Genomic DNA, 19,576 nt, shown 5'->3' on the forward strand with positions numbered 1-19,576 from the left:
CCTCCGTCAGTGGTTCGGGCAGATTGCGTCGCCTTCGTTTGAGGCTAGGCGGATGGTTTCGACGGTGATGGCGAAGGGGGCGTTGGTTGAGAGGCCCCAGGGCTGGTCGACGGCGGCGATGTCGGCGCCGTGGTCGGCCAGGCAGGACAGGCGCACCTTCAGCGTTCCCCATTCGCCGACGGGCCGCGCGGCCATGAGGCGGGTGACGTCCACCGATCCCGCGCCCAGCGTCAGCCGCACCGGCCCCTGCGGCGCGGCGTCCACCCGGTAGCGGAAGCTGATCGCCATCTCGCCGTTCGACTGGCGCGTCAGGTCCACCGCCCCGCCGCTGACCAGGGCGTCGCCCCCGCCTGCCGCGAAGGTCAGCGACCGCGCCGATTCCTGGGCCGACCCGTCCGCCGGACGCGCCGCGACCCCGCCGCGCGGGCTGGTCCCGGACGTCTCCATCCCCAGCCGCCGCTCGCCGCCCGCGTCGCGCAGCGCCAGGCCCCACGGAGAGACGAACCGGCCGTCCACGAAGTAGCGGTCGATGCTGCCCGTCGCGCCCTGCACCCCGCTCTCCTCCGACAGCGTCCCGACCCGCCCCGGCCGGGCGTAGCTCAGGCCGTAGCCATAGGCGAACTGCGGGTCATAGCCCGGCTGGCCCACGTTCAGCGGCTCGCCCCGGGCGTCCTTGGGCCAGCTGAACGACAGCGTCCCCGAGAAGTCGTGGCGCGGCTTTGCGGCCGCATCGCCCACCAGGACGTCGGCGACCCCGCCGCCCTCGGTGCCCGGCAGCCAGGCCGCCACGAAGGCGTCCGACGCATTGATCTCCGGATTGGTCCACATCGGCCGGCCCGACAGGAAGACCGCGACGGTGGGCACCCCCGCCGCCTTCAGACGCTTGAGAGTCTCCAGCGGTTCGGTCGGCACGAAGTCCAGCGTGTCCACGTCGCCCTGGAACTCGGCATAGGGCGTCTCGCCGAACACCACGATGGCCACGTCGGGCTTCTGGGCGAACGATCCGTCCGCGCTCAGGGTCGCCTGGCCGCCGCCCGCCGTCACCGCCTCCCGGATCCCGCTCCAGATCGACTGGCTGTTGGGGAAGTCGGCGTTCCTGTTGCCCGTCCCCTGCCACGTCAGCGTCCAGCCGCCCGAGGCCTGGCCGATGTCGTCCGCCGCGGTCCCGGCCACCAGAACCCGCGCGTTCGACCGGATCGGCAGCACCCCCTCGTTCTTCAGCAGCACCAGCGACTTCCTCACCGCCTCGCGCGCCAGGGCCCGGTGCGCCGGCGAGCCCAGTTCATCGACATGGCCCTCGACCGGACGGGCGTCGTTGAACAGGCCCGTCTTGACCTTGACCCGCAGGATGCGCCGCACCGCCTCGTCCAGACGCGCCATCGGGATCTCGCCCGAGCGGACCTGGGCCAGGGTGTTCTCGTACAGCGGCTTCCAGCTGTCGGGGGCCATGAACATGTCGATGCCGGCGTTGAAGGCCAGGGCGCAGCTCTCGTTGGAGCAACCCGGCAGCTGGCCATGCGCGTTCCAGTCCGACACCACGAAGCCGTCGAAGCCCAGCGGCCCGCGCAGCACGTCCGTCAGGATCGTCTCGTTGCCCGAGTGCTTGACCCCGTTCCAGCTGGAGAAGCTGGCCATGATGGACAGCACGCCCGCGTCGATCGCCTGCGGATAGCCCGACAGGTGCACGTCGATCAGCTCGCGCTCGGTCCCGGCGAAGTCGCCCTGGTCCTTGCCCCCCGTGGTGCCGCCGTCGGCCAGGAAGTGCTTGGCCGATCCCGCGATATGGCCGGCTCCCAACGGATGATCCGCCGACAGCGTCCCCTGCAGCCCCAGCGTCATCGGACCGGCGTAGCTGCGCGCGATCTCCGGCGTCTCGCCATAGCCCTCGTAGGTCCGGCCCCAGCGATCGTCGCGCGGCACAGCCAGCGTCGGCCCGAAGGTCCAGTCGGCGCCGGTCACCGCCACCTCCAGCGCCGTGGCCTCGCCGATGCGCCGGATCAGGTCCGGGTCGCGCGCCGCGCCCAGGCCGATGTTGTGCGGAAACAGCGTCGCGCCCACGATGTTGTTGTGACCGTGCACCGCGTCGATGCCGTAGATCAGCGGGATCTTCGTCCCCGGCCGCTCAGCCGCCGCCGCGCGGAACGCCCGCGCCAGATCCACCCATGCCTGCGCCCCCGCCCGGTCGTCCCCGCCCGGCGCCGAACTGCCGCCCGCCAGGATCGACCCCAGCGGATAGGTCAGCAGGTCCTCCGGCGTGATCGAGCCGATGTCCGCCTGGATCGTCTGCCCGACCTTCTCCTCCAGTGTCATCCGACCCATCAAGGCCGTCACGAACGCCTCCGTCGCCGCATCCGTCATCGCCGCCGGAGACGCCGCGCGCGGCCAGACCCCCGGATGCGCCCGAGCCTCCTCCGTCACAACCGAAGACGACGGCGAAACCGCAGAGACGGGCGCCGCGTCGCGCGGCGCGGGAGCGGTGGCGCAGGCTCCGCCTCCGATCGTGACACCCAAGGCCAGGGCCGACGCCGAGGCCCGGCGAATGTTCGAAAGGCGAGTGATCATGGCGTCGCGTCCAGGCTGAAAGTCAAAAGACCGACGCGGCGCACAGGCCGCGTCGAGTTTGCTCAGGGTCACGTAACAACCGGACACGACAGCGCGGCCGCGAGAGACGCCCAGAATTCCAGAGAACCGATCGGCTCCCTCCCGCGACGGCGTTGTTCGCCATCTGATTTTTACAGAGGCAACTTGATCCACCCATGACAATGCTGTCAACTGAAAATGGTAGCGCTATCACAATAAGCGGCGCCGACAGGGAGACGAAGGGATGGCAGACCCGACACGCCGCGCCTTGGCCGGATGGAGCCTGGCGCTGACCGCAGCCGCATCCGGCGCGGCGCGGGCGAGCGACACAAGGCCGCAACCCTATGTCTGGCGCAATGTGAAGGTCGGCGCCGGCGGCTTCATTCCCGGCATCGTCTTCAGCCGCGTCGAACGGGGCCTGGCCTACGCCCGCTCCGACATGGGCGGCGCCTATCGCTTCGACGCCGCGACCGGGCGGTGGGAGCCGCTGATGGACGACAGCCCCCGCTCGGGCGATTTCGGGGTTGAGAGCATCGCCGCCGATCCCCTGGATTCCAATGTGGTTCATGCGGCCGTCGGCGTCAGTCGCAACGATCCCGGCGCCATGCTGCGCTCCAACGACCGGGGCCGCACCTGGAGCCGCGTCGAGGTTCCGTTCCGCATGGGCGGCAACGAGGACGGCCGGGGACTGGGCGAGCGGCTGGCGATCGACCCCAACGACAACCGCATCCTCTATTTCGGCTCGCGCCATGACGGCCTGCAGCGCTCCACCGACGGGGGCGCGAGTTGGAGGAAGGTCGACAGCTTCCCCCTGCCCGGCCTGGGCCTGCCGACCGGACGCGAGACCCACGGCGGCCTGAGCTTCGTCGTCTTCGATCCCCGCCAGGACGTGCCCGGCCGACCAACGCGGACGATCCTGGTCGCGGTCGCCGATCCGCACGACCACGCCCTCTATCGCTCCGACGACGCGGGGCGCAGCTGGCGGGCCGTTCCTGGCGGCCCCCGCCCGGAGTTGTCTGCGGCCAAGGCGGAGGTGGATGCGCGCGGCGTCCTCTATCTGACCTGCACCCTGGGGATCGGCCCCAACGGCGTGACGGACGGCGCCGTCTTCCGCCTGGACCTGGACACGGACAGCTGGACCGATATCACCCCGCCCCGCCCGTCCGGCGGCTTCATGGGCGTGGCGGTCGATCACCGGCAGCCGGGAACCCTGACGGTCTCGACGCTGAACCGCTGGCGGCCCGGCGACACCCTCTGGCGCACCACCGACGACGGCCGGACCTGGACCAGCCTGCGCGAACAGGCCGAGACGGACGTCAGCGCCACCCCCTATCTGAACTGGGGCAACGACAAGCCCGACTTCGGCTGGTGGATGGCCGCCCTGGCGCTGGACCCGTTCGATTCCGACCGACTGGTCTATGCGACCGGCGCCACCATCTACGAGACCCGCGACCTGTCGGCCGCCGACAGAGACGCGCCGACGCACTGGACGCCCTGGGTCGAGGGAATCGAGCAGACCGCCGTCATCACCCTGGTCAGTCCGCCGGTCGGCCCCCGGCTGCTGACCGGGTTCGGCGACATCTCCGGCTTCGCGCACGAGGATCTGGATCCGATCCCCCGATCTGCAGTTCACCACCCCCGTCTTCGCCAACACCAATCAGATCGACTACGCCGGCGCCGCCCCAACCGTCGTGGTCCGCAGCGGAACCCCGCACGAGGGCGTCGGGTCGGAGGGCCATGACGGATCGACCCTGGCCTGGTCCGACGACGCGGGGCTAAGCTGGAAGCCGCTGGGCCGCCCGCGCCCGGCCTCGGGCGGCGATGCGGTCTCGCCCGACAACCCGCGCATGGACCTGTATCGCGACGCGCCGATCCTGGTGTCGGCGGATGGCGCGGCCTTCGTTCTGGCGACGCCCCAGGTCGTCTGGTCGGCCGACCGGGGACGAAGCTGGACCCCGTGCATCGGCCTGCCGCCGCTGCTGCGCCCGGTCGCGGACCGCAAGGACGGACAGTTGTTCTACGCCGTGGACTTCCACACCGGCGACTGGTTCGTCAGCGTGGACGGGGCCCGAAGCTTCGCCCCCGTGCCCAGCCGGGGCCTGCCTTCGACGCTGGCCAACGACCGCCCCACCTGGCGCGAGGTCGCCTTTCCGCTGAAGGCGACGCCCGGTCACGACGGCGACCTGTGGTTCGTCTCCCGAGCCGGCCTGTTCCACAGCGCCGACGGCGGCCAGAACTTCGCGCGGATCGACGGCGGTCTGAACGTCGAAATGCTGGACTTCGGCAAGCCGCCCGCCGGTGCGGCCCATCCCGCGCTGTTCGCCATCGGCACGCAGGGCGACGTGCGCGGCGTCTTCCGATCCGACGACCGGGGGCGGTCGTGGATGCGGATCAATGATCCCGGGCACGAGTACGGTCGCCGCTTTCGCGCCATCGCGGGCGACCCCCGCGTGTTCGGCCGGGTCTATGTGGCCACCGACGGTCGCGGCGTGGTCTATGGGGAACCGCAATGAGCCTTTCCCGACGCGGACTTCTGGGGGCCGGCGCCTCCGCCTCCCTGCTGGGCGCCTGCGCGACCGCGCCGGGCGTGACGACGCGCGGCCCGTTCCGCGCCAGTTGGGACAGTCTGATCGCAGGCTATCGCACGCCCGACTGGTTCCGCGACGCGAAGTTCGGCATCTGGTCCCACTGGGGGCCGCAATGCGTGCCCGAGTTCGGCGACTGGTACGGCCGCCAGATGTATATCCAGGGCAATCCCTTCTACGATCACCACGTCGCGACTTACGGCCACCCCAGCCGCTTCGGCTTCATGGACTTCATCGACATGTGGAAGGCGGACCGGTGGGACCCGGAAGGCCTGCTGGACCTCTATCAGGCCGCCGGCGCCCGCTACATCGTCTCGATGGCCAACCATCACGACAACCTCGACCTGTTCGACAGCGTCCACCACGCCTGGAACGTGATGCGCGTCGGCCCGCGCCGCGACATCGTCGGAACCTGGGAGAAGGCGGTCCGGGCGCGCGGTCTGCGGTTCGGCGTGTCCAACCACGCCGCCCACGCCTGGCACTGGTGGCAGACGGCCTATGGCTATGACGCAGAGGGGCCGCTGAAGGGCGTCCGCTACGACGCTGCGCGCCTGACCAAGGCCGACGGCGCCGGCAAGTGGTGGGAAGGCCTGGACCCGCAGGAACTCTATACCGGACCCAGCTTCGCTCCGCCGGACGGGATCGACTCCATCGCCGCCATGAACGCCTGGCATGACGCGCGCGACGGTCAGTGGATCGAAACGCCGCCGCCAAACAACCCCGCCTTCACCCGCTCCTGGGTGCTGCGCCAGCGCGACCTGATCACGAAGTACCGACCGGACATGGTCTATTTCGACAACTACGGCCTGCCGCTGGGCCGCGATGGGCTGGAGGCCACGGCGGAATACTACAACGCCTCGCTTGAGTGGCGCGGCGAACTGCCGGTCGTGAACGGCAAGCGGCTCGAGCCGGAACAACGCAAGGGCATCACCGAAACCGTCGAACGCGGCTTCTCCGACGCCCTGCGCCTAGAGCCGTGGCAGACCGACACCTGCATCGGCGACTGGCACTACAACCGCGCCCGCTTCACCAACCACGCCTACGTGCCGGCCCACGGCGTCGTGCAGCGATTGGTCGATGTGGTGTCCAAGAACGGCAATCTTCTGCTGAACATCCCCCAGCGCGGCGACGGCTCCATCGACAGCGATGAGCGCAAGATCCTGGTCGACATCGCCGCCTGGATGCGGGTGAACGGCGAGGCGATCTTCGACACCCGGCCCTGGCGCCTCTATGGCGAGGGGCCGACCGAGGTGCAGGCCGGCATGCACGGCGAAGGCGCCGCCCGCCCCTGGACCGGCCAGGACATCCGCTTCACGGTCAAGGGAGACGCCCTTTACGCCTTCGCCCTGGACTGGCCGCAGGACCGCCGGATGGTCGTCCGGTCGCTGGCGGCCGGTTTGGCGGCACGGGTCGAGAAGGCGGAACTGCTGGGCGGCGACGCCCTGCCCTTCGTCCAGACCGATCAGGCCCTCATCATCGACCTGCCGGACAACCGCCCGGTCGCGACGGCTCCCGCAGTGCGGCTCAGCGGATCGGGCCTGACCTGATCCGCCCCGTCCGTCAGTCCACCGTCATCTCGAACGGAACCGCGGGCAGGCCGGCGGGGCCGTAGAGGTTGCAGACCGGGCTGTCGGCCCAGCAGAAGCGAGCCTTGACGTCCTCGGGCCGGGCGCCGGCCAGGACGACGTCCACGCCGTCCAGTCGGGCCTCCACGAAGCGGCACGCGCCCTCGGCTCCGCACAGTTCGAACCCGACCGGACCGCCCGCGCCATAGGCGGTCAGCGGCGCGGCGTAACGGATGCGCACCCCCTCGGCGGAACGGCGTGCGGTCTGCGGCTGGGGCGACACGGGCTCTACCCGCCCATCGAGACGCAGGGCCTCCAGCGCCAGCCGCCGCCCGACCTCCTGCTTGTTGGTGGGGTGGATGTCGTAGCGGTCGCCGATGTCGATGGCGACGGCCAGGCCGGCCAGGGGATCGGCGTTTGTCACGACCCGCTGGCTTTCGCGCAACGCCGCCCAAGCCGAGTCGCTCGGCCCTGCGGTCATCGGGCCGAAATTGGCCAGTTGCACCACCAGCATCCGCATCTCGGGGTTCTCGAACCGCGCGCGCCAGTCGGCGAACAGGTCCGCCAGCAGGCGACGATAGCCGGCCGGGTCGCCGACGTTGGACTCACCCTGATACCACGCCATCCCCTTCAGCCCGTAAGGCCCCAGCGGGTCGATCATGCCGTTGTAGAGGGTAGTCAGGCCGCTGCCGCCGATCCAGGGCGTGCGCGGCGGATTGGGCAGGTCGGTCAAAGGCGCGGCGACCTTGTGCTTCCACCCCGTCAGCTGAACCGAAGACCCGTCGGCGAAGCGGATCGCCTTGTCCGACGCCGGCCCCCAGGCCCCGCCCCCGCCATTGGTGTCCAGAACGCCCACGGCCATCACATTGCGTCCGGCCTTCAGCGTCCCCGCCGGGATCGCATAGGTGCGGGGCGTGTCCCAGCCCTGCTGTCCGCCGACGAAACGGCCGTTGACCCAGGTGGCGTCGGCGTCGTCGACGGGGCCCAGATTGATCGTCGCCGCCTGGCGCGCCTGGGCGGCGCTCAAGGTGACTTCGGCGCGCAGCCAGACGATGCCGTCGAACGTCTCCAGCCCCGGCACGGTCGCTTCCCAGAAGCCTTCCGAAGGTATGGGCGCCCAGTCGGCGTCGTTCAGCTCCGGGCGGTTCCAACCCCGCTGCGTGCCCGGGTCGTGCGCCGCCCACCAGTTCGTCGTCACCGTCTTCCATGCGGCCTCGCCATCTTCGGGAGAGCGGGCGTAGGCGGCCAGGGCGTCCAGCCCCTGACGATAGGGTTCGTTGGCGGCCAGCGTCGGGCGCGTCAGCCAGTCCTCGATGACCGACCCGCCCCAGGAGGCCGAGATCAGGCCGACCGGCAGGTCCTCGGCGCGGCGCAGATCGCGCCCCATGAAGTAGCAGGCGGCCGAGAAGTCGCGCACCGAGGCGGGCGTCGTCGGCGCCCAACGGCCCACCGTTCCGGGATCGTCGGACGGCGCCGGCAGGCTGGATCGCGCGACCAGAAACAGCCGCAGGTTCGGGTCGTTCGCCGCCGCGACCTCGGTTTCCGTATTGGCGACCTTGCGGACCTCGAACTCCATGTTCGACTGGCCCGAGCACAGCCAGACGTCGCCGACCATGACGTCCGACACGCTCTGCGTCACGCCGCCCGAACGCGCCTCCAGCACATAGGGGCCGCCCGCCGTCAGCGCGGGCAGGTCGGCGCGCCAGCGTCCCTGCGCATCCGCGACGGCCTGGGCGGTGTTCGCCCCCAGGGCGACCGTGACCGTCTGCCCCGGCGTCGCCCTGCCCCACACCGGAACCGCCCGCTCCCTTTGCAGCACGGCGTGATCCTGGAACATCGGGTCCAGCAAGGCCGATGGCTGGGCCAGCACCGGCCCGGCGAACAGGCTGGTCAGGGAGACGGCGGCGAGCAGCAGGTGACGCATGACGGTTCTCTCGAAACGGCTCGCCCGCCCCGGCGAACCGGAGCGGGCGCTGACGGTCAACGACGGACCGAGACTTCCTGGCCCGAATAGCGGACCGTGCGGACCACGCCCTGGTCCCAGTTCTCGGCGTTGCGGCTGGGACCGGAGACGAAGCGGACGTTGATCGTCCGCTCGGCCGCCATGCCCGGATAGGTCCCCTGCCTCGCGCCGATCATCAGGGTGCGCGCCCGGTCGTTCCAGCTCAGCGGAATGGTGGCGAACTCGCCCCGCTCGTAGCCGTAGGTCGTGCCCGCGTCGTCATACAGGGTGAAGGCCCCGTCAGCCCCGGTATAGACGGTCAGGGTGATCGGCCCGTCCAGCTTCTCGGAGGTATATTGCACCTCCGGCCCGGTCGGCAGGATGGCGCCCGCGCGCGCATAGACCGGGATCTTGTCCAGCGGCGCCGCGACCGTGGCGGACCGTCCGCCCTGGTATTTCTGGCCGGTCTGGATGTCGTACCACGCCGTTCCCGCCGGGAAATACACGCTGCGTTCACGCGCCCGGTATTCGGTCACGGGCGCGACCAGCAGGCTGGAGCCGAACATATATTGGTCGGCGATGTCGCGGACGTTCGCATCGCCCGGGAAATCCATCGCCAGGCCGCGCATGATGGCGCCGTCCTTGCGCCAGGTGTCGCCCGCCAGGGTGTAGATGTAGGGCAACAGCCGATAGCGCGTCTTCATCTGCGCGGCGTAGGCGGCGTAATAGTCCGTGCCCGGCTCGGCCAGATTATAGACCTCGCGCAGCGGGAACTCGCCGTGCGACCGGAAGATCGGCGACCAGGCGCCGAACTGGAACCAGCGCAGCTGAAGCTCGTCCCACTCCGCCTTGTCCTCGGGCTTCATGCCCTCGGGGTTGGAATACCGGCTCTCGACCGAGAAGCCGCCGATGTCGTGGGTCCAGTTGGCGATGCCGGAGAAGCCCGCGTTGACGCCGGCCGAGATCTGGTCGCGCAGATTGTCCCAGCGCGCGACCACGTCGCCCGACCACAGGGTCGAGCCGGTGCGTTGCAGGCCGCCCCAGGCCGAACGGGTCAGGATGTAGGTCCGCTCGTCGCCCTTCTCCTCGCGGAAATGGCGATAGACGTTCTCGGCGTTCACCAGCGGATAGGAGTTGAAATACTCAGCCGCCGGACCGGCCGCCGTCGGCCCCATTCGCAGGGTCCGCTCGGGGATGTCCAGGTTGGAGTGCATGTCCGGCTCGACCGAATCCAGCCACCAGCCGTCGAAGTCCATGCCTTTGAAGCTGTCGGACATCTGCTTCCAGTACAGCTCGCGCGCCGCCGGCAGATAGGGGTCGTAGAAGCTGTTGGCGTAGCCCGGTCCCACCCAGTCGCGCGCGCCGACGTCGACGTTGCGCGTGTACATCCCGCCGATGGCGTCCAGTTCCTTGTAGTGGTCGGTGGTCGGATAGAATTTCGGCCAGACCGAGATGATGATGTTGCCGTTCATGTCGTGAACGTCCTTCACCATCTGTGTCGGGTTCGGATAGCGGGCGGGGTCGAAGTCGTGGCTGCCCCAGGCGTTCTCGGGCCAGTAGAACCAGTCCTGCACGATGTTGTCGATCGGCAGGCCCAGCTCGCGATAGCGACGCATCACGCCGACCACCTCGTCCTGGGTGTTGTAGCGCTGCCGGCTCTGCCAGAAGCCGTAGGCCCAGCGCGGCAGCATCACCGACTTGCCGGTCAGGCCGCGATAGTTGGCGATCACCTCGTCCAGATCGTCGCCGCCGACATAGTAGTAGTCGATGGCGCGGCCGACCTCGGACGCCAGGCTCAGCGCGCCCTGGTCGGCGGCGGGCAGCGGGTCCATGTGGCGCAGGGCGATGTAGCCGTCTTCCGGCGTCCATTCGATCTTGATGGCGACCGGCTTGTCGGCGGGCAAATCGACCTGGAACTCGTGGTCCCACGGATTCCAGTTCTGGCGCCAGTTCTGCTCGACCACCTCGCCGTCGATCGTGACCTTCACATAGCCCGACGAATAGAGGCGGAACTTGTGCAGGCCCGCCGTCGGGCTTTCGATCGTTCCGTCCCAGACGACATTGACGCCCGCCTGTCCGGACTTCCCCATGTCGCCGGTCTGAACCGGGGTGCCGGGCTGCGACTTGAAACCGACGGGCCAGCGCTGCTGATCGCGGATGAACTCGTAGTTCACCTCGCTCTCCGGCCGCTGGAACTTCAGTTCGCCGTCTTGGTAATAGCTGGCCGTCAGGCCGCCGAAGGCGCCGCCGGAATCGCGCACGATCAGGCGATCGGACAGCATGCCGTAGGGGCGCGGATCGCCGAAGCGGGTGATGGCGTTGCTGTCCCACAGCACCCCGTAGTTCCGGCTGGAGACGACGAAGGGCACGCCCACGTCCATGTTGTGCTGGGCCAGGGTCACGTCGTGCCCCTTGTAATTCATCACCCCCTGCTGATGCTGGCCCAGCCCGTAGAAGGCCTCGTCGGCCGGGCTTTCCCAGACCTGGCGCGTCGCCAGGAAGCGGTGCGGCCCGTTCTGGTCCTCGACCGTAACGGGACTCAGTTCGCGGCTGCCGGGGCGTTCGGCGACGACCTCCTTGCCGTCCTCGTCAAGGAAGCGCACCGCGCCGGTCTCCAGCGAGACCTCGGCGCTGGCTTCGGCGGTCTTCAGGACCAGCCTGCCGTCCAGCGTCTGGACGTCGAACGGCGTGATCGTGGACGGCTGGGCCACCACCTGAAGGCTTTGCGGCAGGGTGAAGTCCGCACCCGGGACGGCGGTGACGCGGATGGTCTCGGGACCATAGACCTCCAGCCGCACGCGGCGGGCGGCGCCCTGTTCCGGTGTCACGATCACGCCCGAGGGGATACGTTCGAAGACGGCCTGCTGCAGCGCGGCCGCCGAGGTCGCCCCCATCAGGGTCGCGGTCAGGGAAGCCGAGGCCGCGGCGGCCAGGAACAGGCGGCGGGCGAGAGTGAGGGTCATGTGGGCGCTCGCTTTCGTCGAGAAATCAATAGGTCGCGGTGACCACGCGCAGCAGGCGCGGGCGGTCGGTGAAGTTCAGTCCGTAGTCGGTCTGGTCGCCGTTCCAGATGCGCTCGAAGACCCAGTTTCCGGCCTCGTCGAAACGGCCTTCCTCGTAGCGCACGACCATGCGGCGGCCGGTCCCCTCGCGGGGCATGAACTCGACGCGGGCGTGCTGAGCCGCGACGATGAACTGGCCGGGCTCGATCTCGGCGACCAGGGCGCCGCCGTTGGGGATTTCCGTGCCCGGAACCTCGTCCAGCGGCCCCAGCCAGGTCCAGTCGGGCTGGCCGAACTGCCAGCGGCGATAGGCGACCGAGATGGTCCAGTCGCCCATCTCCAGCGTCTGGGTCGAACGGTCGTCCGGTTCCGACACGCCCCGCACCTTGCCCTCGAACGCCAGGCGGGCCCAGACGCGCTGCCACGGCGCGATCAGGCGATAGGCGTCGCGGAACGGCGTCAGCGCCGCCTCGTCCACCGCCTTGGCCCCCAGCGGATAGTTGGCGTAGCCGGTGTAGTCGATCCCGAACGGCGACCAGCCGATCCCGCCGCGTCCCAGCACCGAGAACAGATAGCGGGCGTAGGGGACGTCATTGCCGGTTTCGGCCACGAACAGGGCGTTGTCGGAACGGGCGTAGCGGTCCAGATGCCCCTCATAGGTGCGGGAGTCCCGATTGTAGATGTCCGGGCTCAGCATCTCGATGGACGGCGCCGCCGCCTTCCAGACGTCGAACACCGGCCAGACCGCCCCCCCCGAGGCGTAGCTGGTCGGGGATGTGCGTTCGTGCGGGTCGGGCAGCGCCGCGTTGACGTACATCGGCAGCGGGTATTCGCGCTTGCCCGCCTCGGCGACCGTGTTGACGTAGGCGGCGATCGACCAGGCGTGGAAAAACTCGTCCGCCTCCTCGCCGAAGACCTGGCGCCAGCTTCCAGGCGGCTTGCCCAGGCGTTCCAGAAGCGCGGCCGGAACCAGCCCGTCGAAGGCGGCCTGGGCGGCGGCCGAATGATCGCGCACCGAGCCGTAGGTGCCGACCTCGTTCTCGGGCTGGACCATGATGACGGTGCGTTCGCGCTCGTCGATCCGGCGGATGTGGCGCATCAGGGCGGCGAAGGCGCGCGCGTCGGCGGCTTTCGTCTCGGCCCCATAGGGCGACATGGCGTAGGATTCCGTCCCGTCCGCTTGGATCAGGTGCGGAAAGCGCGCCGGGTTCAGCTTGACCCAGGCCGGGGCGTATTTGGGCGAGGTGTTCTTCCAGGTGGCGAACCACAGGATGACCAGCCGAACCTCGTTGCGCCGCGCCTCCTGGACCAGATGGTCGACGAAGGAGAAGTCGAAACGCCCCTCCTCCGGCTCGATCTGCTCCCAGGCGATGGGAACCTGCACCGTATTGGCGCCGACGTAACGGATCGCCGGCCAGGCCTCGGCCAGCGGCGCCGGATAGTTGGTCGAGTTGTTGACCTGGGCGCCCAGCATAACGAACGGTGCGCCGTCCACCATCAGGGCGTGGCGGCCGTCGCGAGAGACAAGCTGCGGAATGGGCTCGCGCGCCAGGGCCGGCGCCGCGATCAGCGCCGTCAGGGCGCCGGCGGCCAGAACGGTTTTCAGGCGTTTCGAGAGCAACCCCATCGGCGCCTCCCAACGTCGATAGCGTAAAAAGGGATGGGGCGCCGGCGAACCGACGCCCCGTACCGATCCCGCTGCAGGATCAGAAGGCGGCGCGCAACACAACGGCGATGCGCCGATCGGTGTCCACCCAGTTGTAGGGCGGCTTGCGGGTTTCGCTGCCGACCTTCAACACGGTCCGCTCGTTCAGGATGTTCGTCGACTGCACGCCGATCTTCAGGTCCGGCGTCAGGCTGTAGAAGATCGAGCCGTCCAGCTGACCATAGTCGCTGGCCCAGACCGGAGCGTTCACATTGGCCGCCGAGGTCGTGAGCAGGTACTCTTCGCGCCAGTTGTAGGCCAGACGCGCCGAGATGCCGTATTTTTCGTACAGCAGCGCGGCGTTGTAGCTGGTCCGCGACATGCCCTCCAGCGGCAGGTTGTCGTCGCCGGCTGCGCCGTTCTGTTCCGGGTCGAGGATGTTCTGGCTGGTGTTTCTCCCGCCGTCGGAGTCGATGTAGGTGAAGTTGCCCTGGACGCCGAAGCCGCTGAACGCCCCCGGCAGGAAGTCGAAGAACTGCGAATAAGCCAGTTCGAAGCCATCCACCGTACCTTCCGCGCCATTGGTGTAGCGCGTGACCAGGAAGTCGTAAGTCACGCCGCCGTTCGTGATCGACTGGGTCTCGGTGCCGGTGAAGATGTAGTCCTTGATGTCCTTGTGGAAGGCCGCGAACGTCAGGCTGCCGGTGGGCGCGAAATACCACTCGAGGCTGGCGTCGTAGTTGGTCGCGGTGATGGGCCGCAGTCCCGGATTACCCCCCACGCCGGTGAACGGCGTCGTCGGGTCCAGCGTAAAGCCGTCGCTCAGGAAGTTGATCGACAGGTTGGTGAAGGGCTGCAGCTGATACATCTCCGGCCGCACCATTGCGCGCGACACGGCGACACGCAGTTGCAGGTCGTCGCGCAGGAAGCCGCGCAGGTTCAGGCTGGGCAGCCAGTTCGTATAGCTGGTTTCCACCGGTTGGCCGTCCAGTGAGCCTCCGTTGACGAACTGGACCGCCTGATTGAAGGCCGTGCAGTCGGCGGTCGGATTGTCCACCGACGGGCAGGTGCCCTGAAGCACCGGCAGGGTGGTGACGGTGTTGGAGGTCGTCTTGGTGTCGACCGCGCGCAATCCGATGTTGCCGTCGAACGCACGCCCGAAGAAGCCGGTGTCGCTGCCGAAGCGGGCGTACACATAGGCCGCCTGGGTCTTTTCGGTTAGCTCGGTTATGCCGCCGTTCCCGCCGCCCAGCCGATAGCTGTCATAGTCGTCGCTGAGGGGAACCCAGCCCCAGCCCGAGCTCTCGGTGTTCTTCAGGATGTCGTAGGCGTAGGCCGTGCCCTGGTTCAGCAGGCTTTCGGCGGGGAACCACGCCACCCCGGGAACCGGCGCGTCGCCCCGGAAGAAGTTGTCGAACCGATACAGCGTCGAGGCGTCCGTGAGACGAGGATCCTGCGTCCCGCCCGGATAGCCCGTGTCGTCCAGATAGACGACCGCGCCGCCCCCGTTGCCCCAGTACTGGTTGGACAGAAGACCCCAGTTATAGCCGGTCTGGCGGTTGGTGTAGTTCTTCTCGGTCCCTCGGACGCCGAAGGCGACCGACCGGAAGAAGGAGGAGCCCTCGTCGAAATCGTACCGGCCGTCCAAGCGACCGGCCAGTTCGTCCGCCTCGTTGTCCTCGATGTGATCCATCGCCGCGGCCCACCAGTAGGCGGACTTGTCTTCCGGCGTGCCGCCGCTGGACGTGACGGTCGGAAGGTCGCCGTCGATGGTGATCGACAGATTCGGCCGGTTCTCCAGCTGCGTGAAAGCGGTCATCGAATAGATTTCCGCCGAAGACTTCACATACTGCAGATCGCCCGAGAACGACCAGTTGGCGTTCGGCGCGTACTGGACGTTCAGCGCCACGTCGCTGGTCTTCTTGGTGTCGTCGCCAACGCGGGTGTCGGTATTCCAGGTCGCGGACGGAATGTCGCCGCTCAGGAAGACGTTCTGATCGTCATAGCTGAAGCTGGAGTTCGGCGAGAGAATGCTGTCGGTGCCCAGGGCGTATTCGACGTTGTAGGCCTCCGCCTTCGACGCCAGCCCCTGCAGCGTGAACAGCCACTGATCGTTGGGCCTCCACTGCGCCGCCAGGGCGACCGCCGTGCGCTTCTGCTCCCAGTCGATCGTCCGCCATCCCAGATACTTGGGCACATAGACGGTCTCGCCCCCCGCGCCCGAGCCGTCCGTGCTGGCGTTGCCGGCGTCCAGCGTCACGGGATCGTAGCGGTCGACCGAGATGGAATCGGTGCGGTTGCCGACGTTCGATATGCTGACGTTGGCCAGCAGGCCGATCTCGCCCACGCCCGTCTGCCAGCGGTCGGTGGCCAGCACGCTGCCCGACCAGAAGCCGCGCTCGGACAGGTCGCCGTAGTTGTAGTCCGTGTTGATCGCCAACAACGGCTCGCTGTTGTCGAAGGGCACCCGGGTGCGCAGATTGGTGGTGCCGGCGATGCCGCCCTCGATCATGTTCGCGGCCACGTTCTTGTAGACGTCGACCCCCGCCAACAGGTCGGCCGAGACGTCCTCGAAGCTCAGGCCGCGGCCGTTCGACGCCGAGAAGATGTCACGCCCGTTGGTCTCGGATCGCACCCAGGACAGGCCCCGGATGAAGACGCCGCCGCCCTCGGCCGCCAGACGCGCGGGGTCCCGCGCCGCGTTGGTGCGCTGGAGCGTGACGCCGGGGATGCGTTGCAGCGCCTCCGAAACGGATCGGTCAGGCAGGGCGCCGATGTCCACCGCCGTCACGGAATCGACGATGACTTCCGAATTCTTCTTGATGGATTGGGCCGAGCGCAACTGAGCGCGAATCCCCGTGACGATGACTTCGTCGACGGTGGTGGCTTCATCGGACTGCGCGTCGGTCGGCCTGGCGTCCTGCGCCAGGGCGCCGGATGGCGAAGCCGCCGCGGCGACAGTGAGCAGCGAGGCGCCGCACAACAGCGCGACGCGGCGAACGTGACTTTGTCGAGACATCAGCCTCTGATCCTTCCTGTATGTCGCGTCCGCTGCTCGTCCGGCGGCGTGTGAGCGACGTCCCTCCCGAAGCGGCGCAAGGCTTGAGCCCATCGCCACCTTTCAAGGATGCACAAGTTTTCACGTGCTGAAAAGTAAATTCTGATAACGCTACCACAATGACGTTGCGCCTTGGATGCGCTACGGTTCGAGCAGGATCGGCGCCAAGCCGGCGGGGCGGGAAACATGGTCGGGCAAGAACGGGCGGGGGTGCGTCATGTGGCCATCGTCGGCGGCGGGACGGCCGGTTGGATGGCCGCAGCGGCCTTGGCGCGCGCGTTCGCTCGACGCGACCGCTGCGCTGTCCGCATCACCTTGGTCGAATCCGACGCCATCGGCACGATCGGCGTGGGTGAGGCGACCCTGCCGCCCATACGCCGCTTCATCCAGACCATCGGTCTGGCCGAGGACGACTTCATCCGATCAACCGCCGCGACAGCCAAGCTGGGCATCGCCTTCAAGGATTGGACCCGGCCGGGATCGGAGTATTTCCACGGCTTCGGCGACTATGGTCCCTCGGTCGGCGGGCAGTCCTGGCGCCAATATCTCTTCCGTCTCAAGGCTGCCGGCCGCATCGATAGCCTGGCGCCCTGGTCGGTGCCGACGGTCATGGCGCGGGCCGGGCGATTCGCCCCCCCCGTGGACGATGCGCGCTCGGCCCTCTCCCATTTCTCCTACGCCTACCAATTCGACGCCGGACTGTTCGCGCGTCGACTGAGGACGCTCGCGGAAAGCCTGGGCGTGGCGCGGCGGGAGGGACGGGTCTGTGGTGTCGAACGCGAGGCGACGCGCGGCTTCGTCCGCACGCTGAGGATGGAGGACGGCGGCGTCGTGGAGGCGGACCTCTTCATCGACTGCTCGGGCTTCAGGGGCTTGCTGATCGAACAGGAGATGAAGGCCGGCTACGAAGACTGGACCCGCTGGCTGCCTTGCGACAGCGCCGTCGCCATGCCTAGCGGTTCGGCCGGCGAGCCCGAGCCCCTCACCACGGCCAGGGCTCGCCACGCGGGTTGGCAGTGGCGGATCCCGCTCCAGCACCGCGTCGGCAACGGCTATGTGTATTGCAGCGATCACATCGCCGACGAGGCAGCGCTCGACGATCTGCTGAACCAGATCGAGGGGGCGCCGCTGGCGGAGCCGAACCGGATTCGCTTCGTCGCCGGTCGTAGACGCGAGGTCTGGAAGGGCAATGTCGTGTCCCTGGGCCTGGCTGCGGGCTTTGTCGAACCGCTGGAATCGACGAGCATAAATCTGATCCAGACCGGCATCGGGCGACTGCTCGAACTGTTCCCCGGCCCCGACTTCGATCCGTCCCTGGCGCGCGAGTACAATCGTCGTTCCGCCGCGGAGATCGAGCGCATTCGCGACTTCATCATCCTGCATTATCACCTCGCGCAGAGAGACGGGCCGTTTTGGGCGCAATGTCGCTCCACCCCGCCTCCCGACACGCTGATGGACAAGATTGAGCTGTTTCGCGCGCGCGGCGAGATCGCCTTGCTGGAAGACGAATCCTTCCGTGAAGACAGTTGGGCCGCCGTTTTCACAGGACTGGAGGCCTGGCCCCGGCAGGCGACGCCCTTGGCCTGTCTAGACGACCTGGACGCCGTCGAACGTCAGGCCAAGACTTTCGCGGCTCTGATCGAGCGCGCCGTAGCCTCCCTGCCCGCCCATTCCCGCCACTTCAACGGATACTCGGGATGACGCCCGCCCCCCTTAAACGCATCCTGATCGTCGGGGGCGGCACGGCCGGCTGGATGGCCGCCGCCGCCCTGATCCACGTGACACGCGGCACGGTATCTGTCGAACTGGTCGAGTCGGATGCGATCGGCACAGTCGGCGTGGGCGAAGCGACCATTCCGCCCATCGTGCTTTTCAACCAACTCCTTGGGATCGACGAGGACGAATTCATTCGGGAAACCGGCGCGACCTACAAACTGGGCATCCAGTTCAACGACTGGCTGCGAAAGGGCGAAGGCTATTTCCATCCCTTTGGCGTTTACGGGACGCGCATCGACGCCGCCTCCTTTCATCAGTACTGGCTCAGACTGAACAAGGCCGGGCTGGACGACGACCTCGGCGCCTATTCGGTCACGACGATGGCGGCTCGCATGGGCCGGTTCACCCGCCCTCTGCGCGACCCGCGCAGCATCGCCTCGCAAATGACCTACGCCTTCCATTTCGACGCGGGTCTATACGCGCGCTTTCTGCGACGGCGAGCCGAAGCGCAGGGTGTCGTGCGTCATGAAGGACGCATCGCCGACGTGATCCTGAGGGACGGTGACAGCTTCATCCAGTCCGTCCGTCTGGACGACGGGCGCGAACTGGCGGCGGACTTCTTCATCGATTGCTCCGGGTTCCGGGCCCTGCTGATCGAGGGCGCGTTGAAGACCGGCTACGACGATTGGACCCATTGGTTGCCGGCCGACCGCGCGGTGGCGCTCCCCTGCGAACGCTCTGGCCCTCTGAAACCCTATACGCAGTCCACGGCGCTGGACGCCGGCTGGTGCTGGCGTATTCCCCTGCAGCACCGAACCGGCAACGGCTACGTCTATTGCAGCCCGTTCCTGTCCGATGACGAGGCGCAATCCACCCTCAGGCGGCGACTTGACGGCGACGTCCTGGCCGAGCCGAATTTCCTGCGCTTCACGACCGGTCGGCGACGCAAGGCGTGGAACAAGAACTGCCTGGCTCTCGGCCTGGCGTCGGGCTTTCTGGAACCCCTGGAATCGACAAGCATCCACCTGGTCCAGTCCGGCATATCGAAGCTGCTTCTGCACTTCCCGGACACGGGGTTCGCCCAGGCTGACATCGACAGCTACAATCGGTTGATGCAGGTCGAAGTCGAGCGCATCCGCGACTTCATCATCCTGCATTACAAGGCCACGGCCCGCGACGATTCCCCGCTGTGGCGCCAGGTCGGCGCGATGGAGGTTCCCGACACGCTGAAACAGAAGATCGACCAGTTCCGAAGCCGCGGCCGGGTGTTTCGTTACGACGACGAACTGTTCCAGGAGGCCAACTGGATAGCGGTCATGCTGGGCCAGGGGATCATTCCCGAGCGGTACGATCCGATAACCGAGACCATCCCGCTGGACCACGTCCGCCAACGCCTGCACCAGATGAAGGCGGCGATCCGCCAGGGTGTCGAGCAGATGCCGGCTCACGAGGCCTTCCTGGCCGATCGTGCGGGCCCCTGAAA

The 19,576-nt window shown here is 68.2% G+C and carries 10 protein-coding genes; 5 read left to right on the forward strand and 5 right to left on the reverse strand.

The features are described from left to right. Window positions 1-6 precede the first annotated feature (6 nt). Window positions 7-2,562, reverse strand: coding sequence for a glycoside hydrolase family 3 protein (locus tag B2U11_RS09760; protein ID WP_292071398.1), 2,556 nt, complete (start codon window positions 2,560-2,562; stop codon window positions 7-9). 262 nt (window positions 2,563-2,824) lie between these two features. Between B2U11_RS09760 and B2U11_RS09765 the strand changes: the two genes are divergently transcribed. From B2U11_RS09765 to B2U11_RS09775, 3 genes are read left to right on the forward strand one after another with little or no spacing between them, the layout of a single operon-like run. After that, entirely contained in the window at window positions 2,825-4,321 is a 1,497-nt protein-coding gene (locus B2U11_RS09765; RefSeq protein ID WP_292071399.1) for a WD40/YVTN/BNR-like repeat-containing protein, read from the forward strand. Beyond that, window positions 4,272-5,093, forward strand: a complete 822-nt coding sequence (locus tag B2U11_RS09770; RefSeq protein WP_292071400.1) for a WD40/YVTN/BNR-like repeat-containing protein — start codon at window positions 4,272-4,274, stop codon at window positions 5,091-5,093. Before B2U11_RS09765 ends, B2U11_RS09770 begins: the two co-directional genes overlap by 50 nt. Further along, window positions 5,090-6,712 (forward strand): alpha-L-fucosidase, encoded by a 1,623-nt coding sequence (locus B2U11_RS09775; protein ID WP_292071401.1) that lies wholly within the window; start codon window positions 5,090-5,092, stop codon window positions 6,710-6,712. The genes B2U11_RS09770 and B2U11_RS09775 overlap by 4 nt, the downstream gene beginning before the upstream one ends. Before the next feature lie 13 nt (window positions 6,713-6,725). Here the strand turns inward: B2U11_RS09775 and B2U11_RS09780 are convergent, their stop codons facing one another. The 4 genes from B2U11_RS09780 to B2U11_RS09795 all read right to left on the reverse strand — a co-directional run bounded on the left by B2U11_RS09780 (window position 6,726) and on the right by B2U11_RS09795 (window position 16,338). Further along, entirely contained in the window at window positions 6,726-8,654 is a 1,929-nt protein-coding gene (locus B2U11_RS09780) for a sialate O-acetylesterase (protein ID WP_292071402.1), read from the reverse strand. A 56-nt stretch (window positions 8,655-8,710) separates the two neighbouring features. Continuing rightward, window positions 8,711-11,635, reverse strand: a complete 2,925-nt coding sequence (locus B2U11_RS09785) for a TIM-barrel domain-containing protein (protein ID WP_292071403.1) — start codon at window positions 11,633-11,635, stop codon at window positions 8,711-8,713. Window positions 11,636-11,660: 25 nt separating this feature from the next. Beyond that, entirely contained in the window at window positions 11,661-13,301 is a 1,641-nt protein-coding gene (locus tag B2U11_RS09790; RefSeq protein ID WP_292071404.1) for a DUF5597 domain-containing protein, read from the reverse strand. 79 nt (window positions 13,302-13,380) lie between these two features. Continuing rightward, a complete protein-coding gene (locus B2U11_RS09795) occupies window positions 13,381-16,338 on the reverse strand; it encodes a TonB-dependent receptor (protein ID WP_292071405.1) in 2,958 nt (985 codons plus the stop codon). Between the two features lie 225 nt (window positions 16,339-16,563). Between B2U11_RS09795 and B2U11_RS09800 the strand changes: the two genes are divergently transcribed. Together B2U11_RS09800 and B2U11_RS09805 are read left to right on the forward strand one after the other, a co-directional pair. Beyond that, a complete protein-coding gene (locus B2U11_RS09800) occupies window positions 16,564-18,078 on the forward strand; it encodes a tryptophan halogenase family protein (protein ID WP_292071406.1) in 1,515 nt (504 codons plus the stop codon). Beyond that, the gene (locus B2U11_RS09805) at window positions 18,075-19,574 is read left to right on the forward strand and encodes a tryptophan halogenase family protein (protein ID WP_292071407.1); all 1,500 of its coding nucleotides are present in this window, start codon (window positions 18,075-18,077) and stop codon (window positions 19,572-19,574) included. Before B2U11_RS09800 ends, B2U11_RS09805 begins: the two co-directional genes overlap by 4 nt. Window positions 19,575-19,576 lie beyond the last annotated feature (2 nt).

This window comes from Brevundimonas sp. UBA7534 (assembly GCF_002479325.1).
Classification (GTDB): Bacteria; Pseudomonadota; Alphaproteobacteria; order Caulobacterales; family Caulobacteraceae; genus Brevundimonas.